Below are 19,309 nucleotides of genomic sequence, written 5' to 3'. Positions count from 1 at the left end.
GGACTCCGGAATCCGGAACCCGGATCGCCCGAAGGCCCCCGCGAAGCCGCGGGGGCCGGTGGAAGTCGACCGAAGGTGTCAGTAACGGTAGTGGTCGGACTTGTAGGGGCCCTCGACGTCCACGCCGATGTACTCGGCCTGGGCCTTGGTGAGCTTGGTGAGCTTCACGCCCAAGGCGTCGAGGTGGAGGCGGGCGACCTTCTCGTCCAGGTGCTTGGGCAGCACGTAGACGCCGACCGGGTAGTCCTCGGTCTTGGTGAACAGCTCGATCTGCGCGATCACCTGGTTGGTGAAGGAGTTGGACATGACGAACGAGGGGTGGCCGGTGGCGCAGCCCAGGTTCATCAGGCGGCCCTCGGCGAGCACGATGATCTGCTTGCCGTCGGGGAAGCGCCAGGTGTGGACCTGCGGCTTGATCTCGGTCTTCTCGATGCCCGGAATCCGCGCCAGGCCGGTCATGTCGATCTCGTTGTCGAAGTGACCGATGTTGGACACGATCGCGTTGTGCTTCATCTGGGCCATGTGGTCGGCCGTGATGATGTCGAAGTTGCCGGTCGTCGTGACGAAGATGTCGGCGATGCCGACGACCTCCTCCAGGGTGGTGACCTGGAAGCCGTCCATGGCGGCCTGGAGCGCGCAGATCGGGTCGATCTCGGTGACGATGACGCGGGCGCCCTGGCCCTTGAGCGCCTCGGCGCAGCCCTTGCCGACGTCGCCGTATCCGGCGACGACCGCGACCTTGCCGCCGATCAGCACGTCGGTGGCGCGGTTGAGGCCGTCGATCACCGAGTGGCGGCAGCCGTACTTGTTGTCGAACTTGGACTTGGTCACCGAGTCGTTGACGTTGATCGCCGGGAAGAGCAGCGTGCCGGTCTTGAACATCTCGTACAGGCGGTGCACGCCGGTGGTGGTCTCCTCGGTGACGCCCTTGATGCGGGAGGCGACCTGGGTCCAGCGGCCCTCGTCGGTGACCGTGCGGCGGAGCAGGTCGAGGACGACGCCCCACTCCTCGGGGTCGTTCTCGCCCGTGCTGGGCACGGCGCCGGCCTTCTCGTACTCGCTGCCCTTGTGGACGAGCATGGTGGCGTCGCCGCCGTCGTCGAGGATCATGTTGGGGCCGTCGTTACCGGGCCACGTCAGGGCCTGCTCGGTGCACCACCAGTACTCCTCCAGGGTCTCGCCCTTCCAGGCGAAGACCGGGACGCCCTGGGGGTTCTCCGGGGTGCCCTCCGGACCGACGACCACGGCGGCGGCGGCGTGGTCCTGGGTGGAGAAGATGTTGCAGCTCACCCAGCGAACCTCGGCGCCGAGCGCGACCAGGGTCTCGATGAGCACGGCGGTCTGGATGGTCATGTGCAGCGAGCCCATGATCTTCGCACCGGCCAGCGGCTGGGACGCGGCGTACTCCTTGCGGACGGCCATCAGGCCCGGCATCTCGTGCTCGGCGAGCTGGATCTCCTTGCGCCCGAAGGCCGCAAGAGAAAGGTCGGCGACCTTGAAGTCCATGTGTGGTTACCCCTCTGGTTGATGGCGGCGTTCGCCTCACACCCTCGCCCGTCGCGCTCGTCTCGCGATCGGGCTTCGCTCCGGGGCCGGGCTCGCCGTTCCATCGGAACAGTCGACGCCTGCGAGTTTAGGCGGCCGAAGCACCTCCGCGCACCTTCTGAACGGGTAACCTGACACAAGAATGTAAGGTTTCCCGCAAAACCGCTGGAAAGAGGTCACCGATGCGGATCACCGAGGCCGCCGGCAGGCTGGGCATGTCCCCCCGGATGCTTCGCTACCGCGAGGCACTCGGCCTGCTCCCCCCGGTCAGGAACCAGGGCGCGCACCGGCGGTTCGGCCCCGACGAACTCTCGGCCGTCGCCCAGAGCCTCGAGCTGGAGAAGCGGTTCGACGTCTCCCCCGCCGAGCTGGCCTTCGCGCTGCGGGCGCTGAGCGAGCCTGCGGTCGCGCAGGCCGTACGGGAGCTGGGGCTGCGGATCGGCCGCCTGCAGGCACCCCGCAGGGCACTGGACTTCGAGAAGGAGAAGGCGCTGCGCCTGCTCCAACGTCGCTCCCAGGGATGACGACGACGCACCTCACGATTGGCAGGATTCCCGGCATGGATTTCCTCACCGGGCTGGCCCGCGCGGAGCAGCAGGTCGCCTCCTTCGACAGCCGGAGGGTCATCGAGTCTCCGCTCACGGACATCGCCGTCGCCGTCGTCCTCTCGGGAACCGCGTTCGTGGCGGCCATGTTCGCGGACTACGACTCCATCGCGAGGGGGGTGCCCCTGCTGGTCACCGCGTTGCTGGCCACCGCCCCGCAGGCCGTCCGCCGCGACAGGCCCTGGGCGTCCGCGGCCCTCGTCCTGTTCGGCAGCGCCGGAGCGGCCGTGTGCGGCGCGGTCCACAGCCCCGTCCTCGTCCTGACGATCGGCGTCTCGGTCGTCCTCTCCTACTACACGGTTCTCCGCCGGCTCGGCCGATGGAGTGCGTGGCTGGTGGCGGCCTGCGTCTCCGGCGCCTCCGTCCTCCTCTTCCTGGACACGTCCCGGAGCGGCCTGGTACTGCTCATGGTCATCGTGGGCGTGGCCGTGACGACGGCACTCATCGCCGACATGCGGCGGAGCCGCACCGAGGTCAGGGAGGTACGGGCCGACAACCTGGAGACGCTCAGGAAACAAGCGGCGATGGCCGAGCGGGCCAGGATCGCGCGGGAGATGCACGACATCGTGGCCCACTCGGTCTCGATGATCGCCGTTCAGGCGGAGACAGCGCCCTACACCCTCAAGGACCTGGACGACCAGACCAAGCGGGAGTTCGCCGACATCGCCTCCTCGGCGCGCAACACGCTCACCGAGATGCGCCGCCTGCTCGGCGTGCTGCGCGCCGACGTCACGTCCGCCCCGGAGACCGCGCCGCAACCGGGACTGGCGCTGCTCCCGGAACTGGTCGAACACCACGACGGCGAGGTGGACCTCGACGTGGTCGGCGAGGAGGTGACGGTGCCCCATGCCGTGGACGTCTCGGCCTACCGGATCGTCCAGGAGGCGCTGACCAACGCCAGGATCCACGCGCCCGGCGCCCGGGTGTCGATCGAGCTGACCTACCGCCCGGCCCTGCTGGTGCTGCGGATCACCGACGACGGTCCCGGCCCCTCGGGAGACACGGAGAACGGGCACGGCCTGGTCGGCATGCGCGAGCGCGCCCTGGCGCTCGGCGGCTGGTTCGAGGCCGGCCCCGGGCCGGCGGGCGGCTTCCTGATCCACGCCGGGCTCCCGCTGGAATGACCGTCCCCGGGAAAGACCCCTCCCCCGGCCGCACTCGCGACGACCGCGGGGCGGCGGGCACGCCGATCCGGGTGCTGATCGCCGACGACCAGCCGATCGTGCTGCGCGGGTTCGCCGCCGTGATCGACGCGCAGCCCGATCTCAGCGTCGTGGGCACCGCCCCCGACGGGGAACAGGCCGTACGGCTGGCACGGCAGACCCACCCGCACGTCGCCCTCCTCGACGTCCGGATGCCCGGGATAGGCGGGATCGAGGCGACCCGCCGGATCCTGGAGACCGAGGCGACCAGAGTGATCATCATCACCACGTTCGACCTGGACGACTACGTGTACGACGCGCTCACCGCGGGGGCGAGCGGGTTCCTGCTCAAGGACGTCCGGGCGAACGACCTGGCCGAGGCGGTCAGGATCGTGGCGCGCGGCGACGCGCTGCTCGCCCCTAAGATCACCAGACGGCTGATCTCGGAGTTCTCCCGGCAGCGGCGGCCGATACCGACCGGCAGCCCGCTGACCCCGCGCGAGACCGAGGTGCTGCGCCTGGTCGCCGGGGGGCTGTCCAACGCCGAGATCGCGGCACACCTCGTGGTCACCGAGCACACGGTGAAGACCCACGTGGCCCGGTTGCTGGCCAAGCTGGGCCTGCGCGACCGCACCCAGGCGGTGATCCACGCCTACGAGTCGGGCCTGGTCGTCCCACGCGTCTGAAGAGCACGGGGCGTCCCACGCGTCTGAAGAGCACGGGGATCCCGGCGCGCACACGCCGGGATCCCCGCCTCTCCGAACCGGCGGGCTCCGGGATCAGACGGGGCCGTTGACGCTGCTCCTGTCGAGGTCGGGCTCCAGGTAGATGACGCGGGCCTCCGGGACGGCCGCGCGGATGCGCTGCTCGGCCTCGTCGATGCCGCGGGCCACGTCGGCGGCCGTGTCGTCGTGGTCCACCGCGATCTTGGCGGCGACCAGGATCTCCTCGGGGCCCAGGTGGAGCGTGCGCATGTGGATGACCCGGCTCACCTCGGGCGCGCTCTCCAGGGCGTCCGCGATGCGGGTCTCGACCTCGGGCCCGGCGCCCTCGCCGATCAGCAGCGACTTGGTCTCGATCGCCAGGACGACCGCGATCACCGCGAGCAGGACACCGATCATGATGGTGCCGATGCCGTCCCAGATCGGCTTGCCGGTCACCACGGCCATGGTCACGCCGAAGAGCGCGAAGATCAGGCCGAGCAGCGCGCCCAGGTCCTCGAGGACGATGACCGGCAGCTCGGGCGACTTGGAACGGCGGATGAACTGCACCCACGACTGGTTGCCCCGGACGCGGTTGGACTCGATGATCGCCGTCCGGAACGAGAACGACTCGGCGATGATCGCGAAGATCAGCACGCCGAAGGCCCATGCGGGGGTCCTCAGAGGCTCCGGGTGGGAGAGCTTGTGCCAGCCCTCGTAGAGCGAGAACACCGCGCCGATGGTGAACAGCACCACCGCCACCACGAACGCGTAGAAGTAGCGCTCCCGGCCGTACCCGAAGGGGTGCTGGGGCGTGCGCGCCCGCTGGGCGCGCTTGCCGCCCAGGAGCAGCAGCGCCTGGTTGCCCGAGTCGGCCACCGAGTGGACCGACTCGGCGATCATCGATGACGAACCCGTGAAGAGGAACGCCACGAATTTGGCCACGGCGATCGCCAGGTTGGCCGCCAACGCCGCGATGATTGCCTTAGTACCGCCGCCCGCGCTCACGGCAGCCTCCGCTCAGCTCGTTAGTCAGGAAAGACGAGACAAGGATCCTATTGCGAAATCCTTGCCTTGAGTTCTGTGATCGCCGACACAGTGGCCGGGTCGATCCCGTACCCGAGAGCAAGGTACGTACTCGCGAAATCCCCGAGCGCGATCAACGTGGCGAGCCGCTCCAGCGGGTGCGTCCCCTCGGCGGCGATCTGCGTGACCGGGACGCCGCGATCCTCCGCCAGCCGCACCGACACCTCCCGCTGCCGTATCACCCGGGGGTGCTCCTCCACGTCGCGCAGCACGAACAGCCGGAGCGACCTGCCGCTCTCGTCGGCGAAGATGTCGCGCTGGGCGAGCGGGCCGTCGAGGACGGCCACCTGGTCGTGGCCGGCCTCGGGAAGCTCTCCCCACATCGCCGGGTACTTGCCGTTCGTGGTGAGCTGACCGGCCCACCGCCGGGCCGCGACGGCCGCCGCCGGGGAGGACCCCCAGATCATCGGCACGGTCTCGGCGAGCTCCATGGCGAGCGACTTGCCGGGGTTGATGAACGACTCGCTCCCCGGGCGGCAGCGGTGGGCGAGGTCCTCAAGGCGCTTGGCCACCTCCTCGAACACCTCCTCGCCGGCCTCGACCAGGCCGAGCTCGGAGGCGGCGACGACCAGCGGGACCGACAGCGCCCACACCGCGGCGCGCGCCTGCCCGCCACCCGGGACGGGCACGAACGGCGCTCCCGCCTGTCTGGCGATCGCGTGGAGCGGCGAGTCGGGCCCGCCGACGGCGAGCAGGCGGCAGCCCCGGCGGACGGCCTCGGCGGCCACCGCGAGCGTCTCCTCGGTCCTGCCCGAGCGCGACACCGCGATCACCAGATCGGTCGCGCCGACCCAGCCGGGCAGCCGGTAGGACCTGACGGTCACGATCGGCAGCGGGGCACCGTGGCCGCACACCACGTCGAGGATGTCACCGGCGATGCCCGAGCCGCCCATGCCGGCGACCACGACCGCCCGGGGCCGGCCGTCCCGGGCGAGCGAGGACAGGCCCGACTCCAGGGCGGCCCTGCGGGAGGTGCGGACCTGCGCGGCCGAGTCGGCCACCGCCCGCAGCATGCCCGCCGGGTCGCCCTCGGTCAGCCGTTTCTGGTCGTCGAGCCGATCGGGCTCCCAGTTCACGACTTACGGGCCTCGTCGACCAGCAGGACCGGGATGTCGTCCCGGACCGGGTAGACCAGGCCGCACGACGCGGAGGTGCAGGACAGCTCGTCCACCTCGGGTTCGGCTCGCAGGGGGGACTTGCAGTTGGGACAGGCCAGGATCTCCAGCAGCCAGTCGTCGATCTTCACTCGTTCAGCTCCTCACGACAGCAAGGACCTCGTCCCTGATCGCTGCCATCTGAATCTCGTCGGCCGCCTCGGCGTTCAGCCTGAGCAGCGGCTCTGTGTTGGACGGACGAAGGTTGAACCACCATCCGGGGCCGGAGACGGTCAGGCCGTCCAGCTCGTCGAAGGTGACGCCGTCGCGGGCGGCGAAGACCTCCCGGACCCGCTCCGTCGCCGCGTCCTGGTCGGCGACCGTGCTGTTGACCTCCCCGGAGGCCGCGTAACGAGTGTATTCGGCGAGGATGTCCGAGAGCGGCTTCTCCTGCTCGCCCAGCGCCGCCAGCACGTGCAGCGCGGCCAGCATGCCGGAGTCGGCGAACCAGAAGTCCTTGAAGTAGTAGTGAGCGGAGTGCTCGCCGCCGAAGACCGCACCGGTCCCGGCCATCTCGGCCTTGATGAACGAGTGGCCCACGCGGGTGCGGACCGGGCGGCCGCCGTGCTCGGCGACGATCTCCGGGACGCCCCTGGAGGTGATCAGGTTGTGGATGATCGCGGCACCGGGGTGCCTGCCCAGCTCGCGGACCGCGACCAGCGCGGTGATCGTGGACGGGGAGACGGACTCGCCGCGCTCGTCGACCACCCAGCAGCGGTCGGCGTCGCCGTCGAAGGCCAGCCCGAGGTCGGCGCCCACGTCGAGCACGGCCTTCTGCAGGTCGCGCAGGTTGTCGGGCTCGATGGGGTTGGCCTCGTGGTTGGGGAAGGTGCCGTCGAGCTCGAAGTAGAGGGCGGTCAGCTCGATCGGCAGCCCCTCGAACACCGTCGGGACCGTGTGCCCGCCCATCCCGTTGCCCGCGTCGACCACGACCCGCAGCGGCCGGATGCCGGACAGGTCGACCAGGGTGCGCAGGTGGTCGGCGTAGCCGCGCAGCAGGTCGCGCTCGGAGACCGTCCCGCCCCCCTGGCCGCCGAGGGTGCCCGAGGCCAGGATCGCGGCGGCCCGGTCGCGGATCTCGAGGAGCCCGGTGTCGCCGCCGATCGGCACGGCGCCCGCCCTGCACATCTTCATGCCGTTGTAGCGGGCCGGGTTGTGGCTGGCGGTGAACATCACCCCGGGCAGGCCGAGGCTGCCGCTCGCGTAGTAGAGCAGGTCCGTGGAGCCCAGGCCCGCGTTGATCACGTCGGCCCCCCGCGAGGTCGCCCCCCGGGTGAAGGCCGCGGCCAGCGGTACCGACGACTCGCGCATGTCGTGTGCCACGACGGCGGTCTCCGCCCCGGTCACCTCCACGAAGGCGGCGCCGACCGCCTCGGCGGTCGCCTCGTCGAGCTCGTCCGGCACGACACCACGAACGTCGTACGCCTTGAAGATCTTGGCGAGGTCGCCCACTCCAGCTCCACCCTTTACGTCGTGTTCGTGCCCCCCAGCCTAGTAGGGTCAGCGGTCACGCTGTGGCTGAGCGGAGCGCAGCACGCGCAGATGGCCTCGGCGGCCGACCTCGACCCCCTGGCCGACGGGCTCGGTGCCACCGCTCGGCGCGGGTCTGGCCGCCTCGCGGACCGCGTTGGCGAGGGCCTCCAGGTCGTCCGTGCTCGGCGGGGCGCCGTCGGTCGGCAGGCGGACCACCTCCCAGCCTCGGGGGGCGGTGAGCCGCTCGGCGTGCTCGGCACACAGGTCGTAACAGTGCGGCTCGGCGTACGTCGCCAAGGGCCCGAGAACAGCGGTCGAATCGGCGTAGACGTACGTGAGCGTGAAAACGGCAGGCTGACTGCACGCGGTGCGGGAACAGCGGCGGACGGGGCTCACGGTGGGACCGTATCCGGTAAGCGTCCGGGGCGCCACTATCTGAGCGCTCTTAACGAGCGTGTCGCCACAATTCGGACACGTGTCCCGGCTTCCACCCGCCTGTACGGCTTACACCTCCTGTCCGCACGCCTCCCGGTGGCATCTCCCCTCACTCCCGCACCCGCCGTCACGGTTCCCACCCGTCCGCACCGCGGTCACGGCACCTCCCGCCCCCGTCCGGGTCACGTCTAAGCTGGGGCCGTGAGCCCGGCACCCGGCAGACCCCGTTCTCCCCGCAGGCGCGACAGGCACGGTCGCGGCCTGCGCGGCCCGCTGGCGCCCTCGCACGTGCCGATCGCCAAGGCCCGCAGCGAGCGGTTCGACGATCTCGTCCTGGACGCCGTCGACCGGCTCAAGCCCCGATGGGCCAAGCAGTTGTCGGCCGTGGAGTTCGCGGTCGAGGAGGTCCCGCCGATCAGCGAGCTGGGCGACGGCCCCGGGCTGCTGACCGGCGAGCCCATCCCGTTCGGGCGGTCGGAGCCCGCCGCGGGAAACCGCCCGGCCGTCGTGATCATCTACCGCCGCCCCCTGGAGAGCAGGGCACGCGACCGCGACCACCTGGGCGCGATGGTGCACGAGGCGGTGGTGGAGCAGGTCGCGGGCCTGTTCGGTCTCTCCCCCGAGTCGGTCGATCCCGGCTTCGACGACCACGACTGACCGCCTACCTCCCGAGACGGCCACGACCGACCGCCCGCCTCCCGAGACGGCCACGACCGGCCCCGCCACCTCGCAGGGCGGCCACGACCGGCCCCGCCACCCCCGGAGATGACCACGACCGGCCCGCCGCGCCCCAGGGCGATCCGGCGGTCCGGCCGTCTCCCGGACTCTCAGGGCCAGGACCTCAGGACCTCAGGGCCCCAGGGCCCCAGGGCCTCAGGGCAGGACGGTCGCGACCGACTCGGCGATCGGCGGGACCAGCGCCCACATGCGGGCGGGGGCCAGCGGCTGCACGGTGAGCGCCAGCCCGTCCTTGAGCCGCTCGTCCAGGACGCGCCCGCCGTAGACCGGCCCCGAGCCGGGCAGCGGCTGTACGACCACCGCGAAGGGCCCGTCCACCTTGGTGAGCCCGACCTGCTTGGTCCGCGAGGCGGGGATCTCCACCTGGAACGGCTCGCGCGGCTCGCCCTCGCGCGGGACCACCTGCACGCTCACCGCTCCCGCCGCGTCCGGCGCGGTCAGCAGCAGCCGGGAACTCACCTTGCCGCCCGTACGGTTGTCGGCGACGACGCTGCCCAGGTCGACGGGGACCGCTCCGGCGGTGAAGGCCACGTCGGTCCTCGAACCGGTCCCGGTGGCGACGAGCCCGGCGACGATCGGGGTGTCCGAGGTGAGCACCAGCGCGGACGGCCGCCCGCCGATCCCGCTGGACAGGTCGACGGAGACGACGGAACCCGCGGGCACCTCGACGAGCTCGTGGCCCTGGAGCTCGTACGTACCTTCGGAGGTGAGGGCCTTGACCTCCACCAGCGTGTCGACCTCCTCGGCGGAGGCGACGAGCAGCTCGCGCCTCCCGCCGCCGCCGGGGATGCCCGGTACGACGACCCGGGTGGCGGGCGCCGCGGCGACCGGCAGCCAGTCCACGCCACGCCCGTCGTTCATGATCGCCCGCGCCGCGGCGGTGACCCGCCCCGAGCTGGTACGGACCTGGATCGCCAGGGCGAGCGCCGAGGGCGCGAGATCCAGGACCTTGATCGTGCGGCTCTGCCCCGGCTTGAGGGTGAACACGCCACCGGTGTCGTCGAACACCGGGCCCTCACCCGTGTAGACCATGATCTCCGCGATGGCCGGGGCGGGGTCGGCGTTGGTCAGGTACAGCGTGACGTCCGCCGCGGCCGGCCCCGGCCCGACCAGCCAGGTGCTCCCCACCGGCTCGGCACAGCGCGTCCCGGCCAGTCCCCGCTGCTTTCCCGACTTCTCCCGGCGGGTCTGCGCCACCTCCAGGCCCGCGGCCATGCTCCCGTCGGCCGCGACGACGAGGGGCGGCGACGAGGCCGGCACCTCGTCGTGCCAGAGACGGCCGGGAGTGTCGACGGTGGCCAGGGTCTTGTCCCCGGTGACGAGCGTCGCGGAGCCCGGCTCGCGGCTGCCGGGCGGGGACACCACGCCGACGGAGGTGTCGCCGGGCGACGGGCAGACGGCCGTCACCGAGGCGACGGGCACCTTCTCGAACCCCGGCGCGGGGGTGGCGACGGCCGGTGGCTGGGTGGCGTAGGCCACCCCGTACAGGGCGAGCAGGGCCACCAGGACCAGCACCAGCAGGCTGAACCGGTTCTCGATCAGGGATTTCACCGGGCGGCCAGCTCTCTGCGAGGTTCGGGCAGGTCCTGGGGGACGGCGGGCTCGTCGGGCTCGGTGCGTGACCCCGGCGCGGCCAGGACCGAGACGACCAGCACCAGCACGGCCTGGGCCCAGAGCCAGCGGCCGTGCCAGGGGTCGCCGGGCGGGGTCGCGGGAAGGGCGATCGGCTGGGTGAGCCGCCACACGCCGACCGAGCGGGACAGGCTCATCCTCGCCAGCGAGGGCTGCGAGTCGAGCGCGTGGCTGATCTCCGGGTCGACGGGCGCGGTCACCACGACGAACCGCACGCCGTGGGCGGCGAGGACCCGGGCGTCGTCGCCGCCCCTGCCGGACACCAGCCCGGCCGCGGCGACCCGGACCAGCTCCCTGGGACCGTCGGGGACCGGGATGTCGGCCTCGCCGATCACCGGGGTGCGCCCGCGCAGCACGGTGAAGAGCAGGCCGCCCGGCGAGGCGCGCAGCAGCAGGGTCCGCTCGCCGCCCGCGGAGTTCTCCGCGGCGAGGGCGGGCACGACGTCGCGCACCGTCCCGCGGAGCGGGCCGTCCACCCCCTTGGCGATCCACATGCCCGCCGCGAGCAGCGGCGTGGAGAACGCGACCAGCACGACGCCGAGCGCGGCGAGCCTGCGCGCTCCCCCGGCCGCCCGGAACTCCACGACCCGGTCGGCGGTGAGGGCGGCCACCACGAGCATGCCGGTGGCGGCGAAGGCCAGCGGCACGCCCGGCCAGGCGGGGGCCTCGACGTCGCCGTTGATCGAGGTGACGGTGGTCCTGCTCACCAGGATCGCCACCAGCACGCCGAAGAGCGCGACGCCCCAGCCGACCGCGATGACCATCCGGTTGCGGCGCATCAGCAGCGCGGCCAGGCAGGCGGCGAGGAGGCCGCCGGTCACCCAGAGCGGCGGCATGCCGGGGCCGCCGGGGCTGAGCAGCAGCAGCGACCCGGCCGGCAGCCCGGGGTCGACCAGCGCGGGCTGGTGCAGCCCGGCCTCCAGCAGGAGCTGCCCCGGGTCGGCGACCACCTGGGCCAGCCAGGGGAACAGCAGGACCACGGGGACGGCGAACGCGACGAGCATCGAGACCGCGACGCCCCTGCGCGGGAAGGCCAGCGCCGCCAGCGCGCCGAGGATCGCGGTCAGCGGGTAGACCAGCGGGGCGAAGGCCGTGCCGACGGCCAGCAGGAGCCCCAGCCCCCAGGCGGCGCGGCGGGCGCGGCGGCGCTCCCCGGCGAGCACCGTGGTGGCGAGCGCCGCGTAGACGGGCAGCAGCACGAAGACCACCGCGGTGCCGAGCCGCCCCGCGGCGACCGCGCCGGTGGCGACCGGCAGGAGGGCGTACGAGGAGGCCAGCCAGACCCTGGTCCAGCGGCCGGGGACCATCGACCGGGTGGCCGCGTACGCGGAGATCCCGGCCAGCGGCACGCAGCCGAGCAGCAGCAGCGACACCGCGAGCCACGTCTTGCCGAACAGCACCGTGGAGAGCACGGCCAGCACCGCCACGTAGGGCGGGGCCCACGCGTCGGTGCCCAGGCCCACCTGGTGGTAGCTCTCGCGGTAGAGGTTCCACAGGTCGGAGGCTCCGCCGATCACCGGGACGAGCGCTCCGCCGCCCAGCCTGGCGCCACCCGTCACCGCGCGCTCGGCGACCAGCGTGACCGCGGTGAGCGCCAGGAAGAGCAGGACGCCGGGGTTGCCGAAGAACCGCTGCATCACCCCGGCGTCGGTGAGCAGCTCCTCACCGTCCTCCTGCGCGTCCGGCGAGGCGGCCACGGCGTGGTGGCGCCCCGCGGACTCCACGAACCCGCCCCCGGCCAGGTAGCTCTGGGCGCGGTCGACGAGCCGCCGGTAGCCGGCACCGGGCGGGGTGAGCAGCCGGCTGACCGCCGCGTACCCCTGCCTCCTGCCCTTGGCCCGCACCCGCCGGGCTTTGATCATCCGGATGGGGTGACCGAAGACCGAGCCGAACGCGAGGAACTCGTCCAGCGCGTTGGCGGGCTGCTTGGCCACCAGGAACAGCACCGTGCGGAAGAGCGACCCGAACGCGTTGCGCACCAGCGCCCACAGCAGCGGGCGGGCGGGCAGGTTCGCCATGACGACGAAGAGGGCGTTGCGGCGGTCCAGGCGGCGGGGGTGGTCGCCGCTGGCGGTGATGCGGCGCCGCCGCCGGGTGGCCGCCTCGGCGTGCCAGGCGATCGCCCGGGTGACGTTCTGCACGCGGTACCCGGCGGTCCTGACGCGCCAGCACAGGTCGAGGTCGTCGCGGAACAGCGGCAGCGCGGGATCGAGCCCGCCGACCTCCTCCCAGACGTCCCTGCGGATCAGCATGCCCGCGGTGGAGACCGAGAGCACGTCCCTGGTCCCGTCGTACTGCCCCTGGTCGAACTCGCGGGCCTCCAGCCCGGTGTCCCTGCGGCCGGTACGGTCGACGGTGACGCCGACCTCCAGCAGGAGCCGCCGGTCGAGCCAGTCGCGGAGCTTGGGGCCGAGCACCGCCGCCTTGGGATCGGAGTCGGCGGCCTCCAGCAGGAGCCGCAGGGCGTGGACGTCCGGGGCGCAGTCGTCGTGCAGCAGCCAGATCCACTCCCGGCCGCCGCCGGGGCCGAGCCGGTCGAGGACCTCGGCGACGGCCTCGCCGAAACCGGTCGAGCGCGGCAGGGTGAGCACCGCCCTGGCACCGAGGGCGGAGGTCAGCAGCGCGGCGCTGCCGTCCCTGCTGCCGTTGTCGACCCCGACGGCCCGGTCCACCGGGCGGGTCTGCCTGAGCAGGGCTTCCAGGGTCTCCCCCAGCCAGCGGGATCCGTCGTGGGAGACGACGATCGCGGTGACGGTGTGCTGGGGGCGCTGGGGGTGAGGGGGGTCGGTGATGGACATACGTCCCGTGTTCAGGAGTGGTGGTGATCGGCGCGACAACGATACGGCACCCTCTGTCGGACTATGTCTTATACCTGGTCGCGCGCACGAAAAAAGGGTCACGCGACCGACGGTCACGTGACCCCGTGGACATATTCGTCAAGCGCCTCGGAGAGGCGTCACATACTTCACTCAGGCCGATCGGCCGTCTTCAGCACTTCTTCGGTGTCGATCGGTGTTCATAGTTGTTCATAGTGTTCATCGGTGCTCGGACGTCCGGACCGTCCGGATCCCGGAGCGCCCAAGCCTTCCCGCCATCCGGTTCGCGGACGGCTCAGACGGCCTCGCGCTTGATCCGGCGGCGTTCACGCTCCGACAACCCACCCCAGATTCCAAACCGCTCGTCATGCTCGAGCGCGTACTCAAGACACTCGGCACGCACCTCGCAGGAGCGGCAAACCTTCTTGGCCTCGCGGGTGGACCCTCCCTTCTCCGGGAAGAACGCCTCCGGGTCGGTCTGCGCGCACAAGGCGCGCTCCTGCCAGCCAAGCTGCTCTTCAGCGATGCTCTCCTGTGCGATGACCAGGTCGGCCACTGCACACCTCCCTGCCGCACGCCCGCAAAATTGGAGCCCCCCTATGAACGCCTCCCCCTTACCCACCCAGAGGAAGGCGTAACAACACGTGTGTAATTACACGCGCGTGGTCGGTGTGGCGTCAAGCGGCATGCTGGTATCCGGGGAAAGACCTGCTCTCCCCGGTTGTGGGTCGTGTGCCTGCCACGACGGCAATTGCACCAGGTGATCGCTTCGACCGCCAGGGGCTCAGTGCTCTCGGCGGTCGGAACCGTACCAGGACATGTTCTGATCCTGACCGGGGCCCACCCTCTCTCTATCCGGGGTTTCCTCATCCGTGACCTGACCTGGGCGTTGTTCGGGCTTGTAGATCGCCGTGGGGTCTATCGGCTGCGAGTCCCACGTCCTGGCGGCGGGCGCGGGGTCGCTCAGCGGGTCTCCCTGGTAGGCGTTCGGGTCGAACCGGAGCGTCGCCTCGGACTGGGGGTCCCACTGGTGGGACTGGTAGGGCGGCGTCTGGGGAGCCTGGGGGGCCGGCGCGGGCTGGGGATTCTGCGGGGCCTGAGAGGTCTGCGGGTGCCCGAACGGACCCTCGTAGCCCGGGGAGCCGTACTCGGGGACGCGCAGCTGGGGCTCGGTGCCGCCCTGCTGGGCCTGCTGCTGGTAGCTCTCCGCCTGCTGGTAGGCCTGGGCCATCTGCTGGGACCTGAGATCCACCGGGTCGGGCGCGGGGTAGGACGGGCCCTGCTCGGCCTGGCGGCCGAACTCCGCGCCCGAGTAGCCGCTGAACGGCTGGCCGTAGTTCTCCGGAGGCTGCGGGAAGGACTGCGGCGGCCGGCTGTCGAACGGCGGGCGCGACCGGTCGTCGAGCGGCTGGTCCTGGCGTCCGTCGGCCGGCGGGTAGGACGCGGGGGCCTGCTGCTCGGGCTGGTGGCCGTACCCGGGCGACTGCGGCTCCTGCTGCCCGAAGCCCTGCGGCTCCTGCTGCCCGCCGAAGCCCTGGGCCTCGGACCGCTGGTAGCCCTGGGAGTCGGCCTGCGGGTATCCCTGCTGATCGGGCTGCTGGTAGCCCTGCTGCTCGGACTGCCGCCGGGAACCCGGCGACTGCGGCTCCTGCCCGTACGCCGGGGAAACCGGGGAGGCCGGGGAGAGCGGCGAGACCGGAGGCTCGGCCTGCTGGCCGAAGAGCGGGTCGGACTGCCCGTAGTCGGGCTGCGACCGGTCCGAGCGCTGGCCGTACGCGGAGGAGTCGGGCTGCTGGCCGAAGCCCTGCGACTCCGGCTGCCCGTACGACGAGTCGGGCTGCCCGTACGACGAGGACTCCGAGTACTGGGAGTAGCTCGGCAGGTTGGGGCTGGAGTGCCGCCCGGAACCCGGCGACTGCGGCTCCTGCCCGTACGCCGGAGAAACCGGGGAGAGCGGCGGGACCGGAGGCTCGGCCTGCTGGCCGAAGCCCTGCGACTCCGGCTGCCCGTACGACGAGTCGGGCTGCCCGTACGACGAGGAGTCCGGGAACTGGGGATAGCTCGGCAGCCGGGGTTCCGTCTGGGCCTGCGGCTCCACGGGGGCGGCGTAGACCGGCGGGTCGTAGGCCGCGGCCGGCGGGTCGTACGGCTTGGCCGGGGCCGGGGGCTGGACGTCGGCCGCGACGTACGGGCTCGGGGTGTAGCCCGCGGCCGGGGCGGCGGGCTGCTGCGCCTGCGGGTAGCTCTGCGGCTGCGCGTAGCCCTGCCCCTGGGGCTCCGGCTGCGGGTAGGACTCGCCCTGGGGGGCGTACTGCTGGTTCTCGGCGGGCGGCGCGTAGGGGGTCTGGGAGTATCCCTCACCGGCCTGCGGCGCGGGGGACGCCGGCGGCACGGACGCCGCGTGGGAGGGCGCCTGCTGGCCGTACCCCTCCGAGGCCCCGGCGGAGCCGTGCGCGGGCGCGGGCGGAAGCGCGGGGCGGTTGTACGGGGGCTGCGGGGCCGGGACGGGCGGAGCCTCCTGCGGGTGACCGTGGCCACCCTGCGCGCCCTGGTCCTGCGGGTGGTGAACACCCTGCTGGGGCATCTGCCCCTGAGGGCCCTGAGGACCCTGAGGACCGGGACCCTGGGGCCCCTGGAAACCCTGGGCGTGGGGGTACGCACCCTGCGGAACGCCCTGCCCCTGGGGTCCATGAGGTCCCTGGGGGCCCTGAGGACCCTGGGGGTGCTCCTGGAAGGGGACCTGCCCCTGCCCGGGAACGGGCGGCTGGCCGTAGGCGGCGTACCGCTGGTCCTGCGGGTGCTCCGGGGAGCGGCCGAAGCCGCCGTCCGCGCGGAACGCGCCGTCGCGTGAACCCGCGGGGACCGCCTTCGGCAGCACGTACAGCAGCGCGACCGCGGCCAGCGCGAGGGCGGGCAGGTTGACGAGAAGGAACTCGACCTTCCCCAGGAAACCCTCCACGCCCGCGAACAGCCCGCCGAACAGGCCGATCAGGCCGAACAGCACGGAGAGCCCGAGCGTGCCGGCCACCACGAGGGCCATCACCTTCAGCCGCTTGATCACCGGGCCGAGGTTGGTCGCCAGCAGCACGCCGCCGACGAGCAGCGCGGGCACGACCGGCGAGGTGAGCTGCCCCAGCGAGACCGCCGCGCGCTCGGCGAAGGAGAACGATCCGCCCCCGAACAGCAGGCGTTCGATGCCGACGAGAACGCTCGCGGACGCGACGGCGACCATGAGCCACGCCGCCGGTTCCCGGAGCCGGACTGCCTCGACATTGATCACAACTACCCCCATAGGGTCTTTAGGTAAACCCGGGCCAGTTTTGCACATGGCTGACTTTGTTGCCGGTGGTCCCAGGAAGCCCACCAACCCCATAAGTGCTCCATTACACCCTATAAGCCCACATTTCGGGCGGCCAATCAGGCGATCCGGCCAGGGCGGACACCCCTCATAACGATCATGAAAAGACTACTGGGAACCGCCCGCGGGCACCCCGCCAACGGGCTTGGTGACCTAGTGGAACACTGGACGGCATGCGCATCGTGTCCCTCGCCGGCGGCATCGGCGGCGCCCGTTTCCTGCGGGGCCTCCTCACCGCGGCCCCCGATTCCGAGATCACCGTCATCGGCAACACCGGTGACGACATCAGCCTCTACGGCCTGCGGGTCTGCCCCGACCTCGACACCGTGATGTACACGCTGGGCGGCGGCATCGACGAGGAGCAGGGCTGGGGGCGGCGCCAGGAGTCGCACGTCGTCAAGGAGGAGCTGGCCGCCTACGGCGTCGAACCGCAGTGGTTCGGCCTCGGCGACCGCGACTTCGCCACCCACATCGTGCGCACCCAGATGCTCGACGCCGGATATCCCCTGTCCGCGGTCACCGAGGCGCTGTGCGCCCGCTGGCGGCCGGGCGTGCGCCTGATCCCGATGAGCGACGACAGGACCGAGACCCACGTGGTCATCTCCGACGAGCGGGGCCGTCGCGCCGTCCACTTCCAGGAGTGGTGGGTACGGCTGCGCGCCTCGGTTCCGGCCGAGCAGATCATCCTGGTCGGCGCGGACGAGGCCTCCCCCGCCCCCGGCGTGCTGGAGGCGATCGCCGCCGCCGACGCGGTGATCCTCCCGCCGTCCAACCCGGTCGTCAGCATCGGCACGATCCTGCAGATCAAGGGCATCCGCGAGGCGCTGGAGGGCAAGACCGTCGTCGGCGTCTCGCCCATCGTCGGCGGCGCCCCCGTCCGGGGCATGGCCGACGCCTGCCTGACCGCGATCGGCGTGGAGACCACCGCGCAGGCGGTCCTCGAACTGTACGGATCGCCGCTGGTGGACGGCTGGCTGGTCGCGGAGGAGGACGCCGGGGTGGCCCTCGGCGGCGTCGAGGTCGAGGCCCGCCCGCTGATCATGCACGACGTCGAGTCCGCCGCCGCCATCGCCCGCGCCGCCCTGGACATGGCCGTGCGGCTCGCGGGCCGGGACACCGGCCCTCCGGTGCCGTACGAGCGGTCCCCCGTCACGGACGGGTCCCCGGCCCGTGAGGAGGGTTCGCGATGAGCCGGCTCAGGCGCGGGCAGGAGGAGCCCGCCGACGTCAGGCTGGAGATCTTCGCCGTCTCCGGCATCCCCGAGGTGCGCGAGGGCGACGACGTCGGGGAGCTGATCGCCACGGCCATGCCCGACCTGCGCGACGGCGACGTCCTCGTGGTCACCTCGAAGATCTGCAGCAAGGCCGAGGGCCGGGTGCTGCGCGGCGTGAGCCGCGCCGAGGCCGTCGGCACGGAGACGAGACGGGTGGTGGCCCGCAGGGGTGAGACCGTGATCGCCGAGACGGCGCACGGGTTCGTCATGGCCGCCGCCGGGGTCGACGCCTCCAACACCCGCCCCGGCACGGTCGTCCTGCTGCCCGCCGACCCGGACGCCTCCGCCTCGGCCGTGCGGGCGCGCGTCAGGGAGCTGCTCGGCGTGTCGGTCGGCGTGGTCGTCTCCGATACCTTCGGCCGCCCGTGGCGCAACGGCCAGACCGACATGGCCGTCGGCCTGGCGGGGGTGACCCCCGCGCTCGACTACCGGGGCATGTCCGACGACCACGGCAACGCGCTCGAGGTCACCCTGACCGCCGTCGCCGACGAGTTCGCGGCCGCCGCGGACCTGGTCAAGGGGAAGGTCGCGCAGACCCCGGTGGCGGTGATCAGAGGTCTGGCCGAGTACACCACCGAGGACGACGGGCCGGGAGTCGGCGAGCTGCTCCGCCCGTCCGCCGACGACATGTTCCGGTACGGCTCGCGCGACGTGGTCTTCGCCCGCAGGACCGTCCGCGAGTTCTCCGCGGACCCCGTGGACGGCGACAAGGTCCGCAGGGCGGTCGACGCCGCGATCGCCGCGCCCGCCCCGCACCACACCACCCCGTGGCGGTTCGTCCTGCTGGAGTCCGCCGGGACCCGCGAAAAGCTGCTCGACGCCATGCGGGACGCCTGGATCGCCGACCTGCGCGGTGACGGCTTCTCGGAGGAGTCGATCGTCAAACGGGTCAGGCGGGGTGACGTGCTGCGCGCGGCCCCGTACCTGGCGGTGCCCTGCCTGGTGATGGACGGCTCGCACACCTACCGCGACGACCGGCGCAACGCGGCCGAGCGGGAGATGTTCGTGGTCGCGACCGGTGCGGGAGTGCAGAACTTCCTGGTCCAGCTCGCGGTGGAGGGCCTGAGCTCGGCCTGGGTGTCGTCCACCATGTTCTGCCGCGACGTGGTCCGCGAGGTCCTCGACCTGCCCGCGGACTGGGACCCGATGGGCGCCGTCGCCATCGGCCACCCCGCCGCCCCGCCCAGGGACCGCGCCCCCAGGCGGGCGGCGGACTTCATCGTCGTCCGCTAGTGTCCTGCGTCTAAAGTTCGTCTGCTAAGTCTAGAATGGGCTGCATGGCGCGGATGGGACGGCCCAAGACTCCGGTGACGCTTTCCGCTGATGAGCGGGCCACGTTGGAACGCTGGGC

16 protein-coding genes are annotated in these 19,309 nt (G+C 72.2%); 6 read left to right on the top strand and 10 right to left on the bottom strand.

Features of this window, described 5'->3' with window-relative positions:
* Positions 1-78: 78 nt before the first annotated feature.
* Entirely contained in the window at positions 79-1,506 is a 1,428-nt protein-coding gene (gene ahcY, locus AB0G15_RS10980; RefSeq protein ID WP_362837529.1) for an adenosylhomocysteinase, read from the bottom strand.
* A 221-nt stretch (positions 1,507-1,727) separates the two neighbouring features.
* Here ahcY and AB0G15_RS10975 point away from each other — a divergent pair, with 221 nt between their 5' ends.
* Genes AB0G15_RS10975 through AB0G15_RS10965 form a run of 3 tightly spaced genes read left to right on the top strand, consistent with a single transcriptional unit; the run spans position 1,728 to position 3,978 of the window.
* Positions 1,728-2,069: a MerR family transcriptional regulator gene (locus AB0G15_RS10975; RefSeq protein ID WP_362679218.1), complete on the top strand. Its 342-nt coding sequence runs from the start codon at positions 1,728-1,730 to the stop codon at positions 2,067-2,069.
* A 35-nt stretch (positions 2,070-2,104) separates the two neighbouring features.
* Positions 2,105-3,274: a histidine kinase gene (locus AB0G15_RS10970; RefSeq protein ID WP_362837527.1), complete on the top strand. Its 1,170-nt coding sequence runs from the start codon at positions 2,105-2,107 to the stop codon at positions 3,272-3,274.
* Positions 3,271-3,978, top strand: a complete 708-nt coding sequence (locus tag AB0G15_RS10965; RefSeq protein ID WP_362837525.1) for a response regulator transcription factor — start codon at positions 3,271-3,273, stop codon at positions 3,976-3,978. The genes AB0G15_RS10970 and AB0G15_RS10965 overlap by 4 nt, the downstream gene beginning before the upstream one ends.
* Positions 3,979-4,071: 93 nt before the next feature.
* Here AB0G15_RS10965 and AB0G15_RS10960 read toward each other — a convergent pair whose 3' ends face one another.
* The 5 genes from AB0G15_RS10960 to AB0G15_RS10940 are packed head-to-tail and all read right to left on the bottom strand — an operon-like array spanning position 4,072 to position 8,102.
* Positions 4,072-5,001 carry a cation diffusion facilitator family transporter gene (locus AB0G15_RS10960; RefSeq protein ID WP_362837523.1) on the bottom strand — a complete coding sequence of 310 codons (930 nt, stop codon included), beginning with the start codon at positions 4,999-5,001 and terminating at the stop codon, positions 4,072-4,074.
* Positions 5,002-5,048: 47 nt separating this feature from the next.
* Complete coding sequence (locus tag AB0G15_RS10955; protein ID WP_362837521.1) at positions 5,049-6,155, bottom strand: SIS domain-containing protein; 1,107 nt, start codon at positions 6,153-6,155, stop codon at positions 5,049-5,051.
* Positions 6,152-6,325: a Trm112 family protein gene (locus tag AB0G15_RS10950; RefSeq protein WP_012888128.1), complete on the bottom strand. Its 174-nt coding sequence runs from the start codon at positions 6,323-6,325 to the stop codon at positions 6,152-6,154. Before AB0G15_RS10950 ends, AB0G15_RS10955 begins: the two co-directional genes overlap by 4 nt.
* Positions 6,326-6,329: 4 nt before the next feature.
* Positions 6,330-7,685: a phosphomannomutase/phosphoglucomutase gene (locus AB0G15_RS10945; protein WP_362837519.1), complete on the bottom strand. Its 1,356-nt coding sequence runs from the start codon at positions 7,683-7,685 to the stop codon at positions 6,330-6,332.
* Positions 7,686-7,733: 48 nt separating this feature from the next.
* The gene (locus AB0G15_RS10940; protein WP_329090499.1) at positions 7,734-8,102 is read right to left on the bottom strand and encodes a DUF3499 domain-containing protein; all 369 of its coding nucleotides are present in this window, start codon (positions 8,100-8,102) and stop codon (positions 7,734-7,736) included.
* A gap of 240 nt (positions 8,103-8,342) precedes the next feature.
* On the opposite strand from AB0G15_RS10940, the gene AB0G15_RS10935 reads away from it, so the two are divergent.
* A complete protein-coding gene (locus AB0G15_RS10935) occupies positions 8,343-8,798 on the top strand; it encodes a metallopeptidase family protein (RefSeq protein ID WP_362837517.1) in 456 nt (151 codons plus the stop codon).
* 216 nt (positions 8,799-9,014) lie between these two features.
* Here the strand turns inward: AB0G15_RS10935 and AB0G15_RS10930 are convergent, their stop codons facing one another.
* From AB0G15_RS10930 to AB0G15_RS10915, 4 genes are all read right to left on the bottom strand, one after another.
* Entirely contained in the window at positions 9,015-10,430 is a 1,416-nt protein-coding gene (locus AB0G15_RS10930) for a DUF5719 family protein (RefSeq protein WP_362837515.1), read from the bottom strand.
* Complete coding sequence (locus AB0G15_RS10925; RefSeq protein WP_362837513.1) at positions 10,427-13,309, bottom strand: glycosyltransferase family 2 protein; 2,883 nt, start codon at positions 13,307-13,309, stop codon at positions 10,427-10,429. The genes AB0G15_RS10930 and AB0G15_RS10925 overlap by 4 nt, the downstream gene beginning before the upstream one ends.
* Before the next feature lie 313 nt (positions 13,310-13,622).
* On the bottom strand, positions 13,623-13,883 hold the full coding sequence (locus tag AB0G15_RS10920) for a WhiB family transcriptional regulator (RefSeq protein WP_037969494.1): 261 nt from the start codon (positions 13,881-13,883) through the stop codon (positions 13,623-13,625).
* Positions 13,884-14,111: 228 nt separating this feature from the next.
* Positions 14,112-16,607 (bottom strand): hypothetical protein, encoded by a 2,496-nt coding sequence (locus tag AB0G15_RS10915; protein ID WP_362837511.1) that lies wholly within the window; start codon positions 16,605-16,607, stop codon positions 14,112-14,114.
* Between the two features lie 251 nt (positions 16,608-16,858).
* Between AB0G15_RS10915 and cofD the strand changes: the two genes are divergently transcribed.
* Positions 16,859-17,875, top strand: a complete 1,017-nt coding sequence (cofD, locus tag AB0G15_RS10910) for a 2-phospho-L-lactate transferase (protein ID WP_362837509.1) — start codon at positions 16,859-16,861, stop codon at positions 17,873-17,875.
* A complete protein-coding gene (locus AB0G15_RS10905) occupies positions 17,872-19,191 on the top strand; it encodes a coenzyme F420-0:L-glutamate ligase (protein ID WP_362837507.1) in 1,320 nt (439 codons plus the stop codon). Before cofD ends, AB0G15_RS10905 begins: the two co-directional genes overlap by 4 nt.
* Positions 19,192-19,309 lie beyond the last annotated feature (118 nt).

This window comes from Streptosporangium sp. NPDC023825, from assembly GCF_040639575.1.
GTDB lineage: Bacteria > Actinomycetota > Actinomycetes > Streptosporangiales > Streptosporangiaceae > Streptosporangium.
Note: the sequence above shows the minus strand (reverse complement) of the source record. Positions and strands in the feature narration are given on the sequence as shown.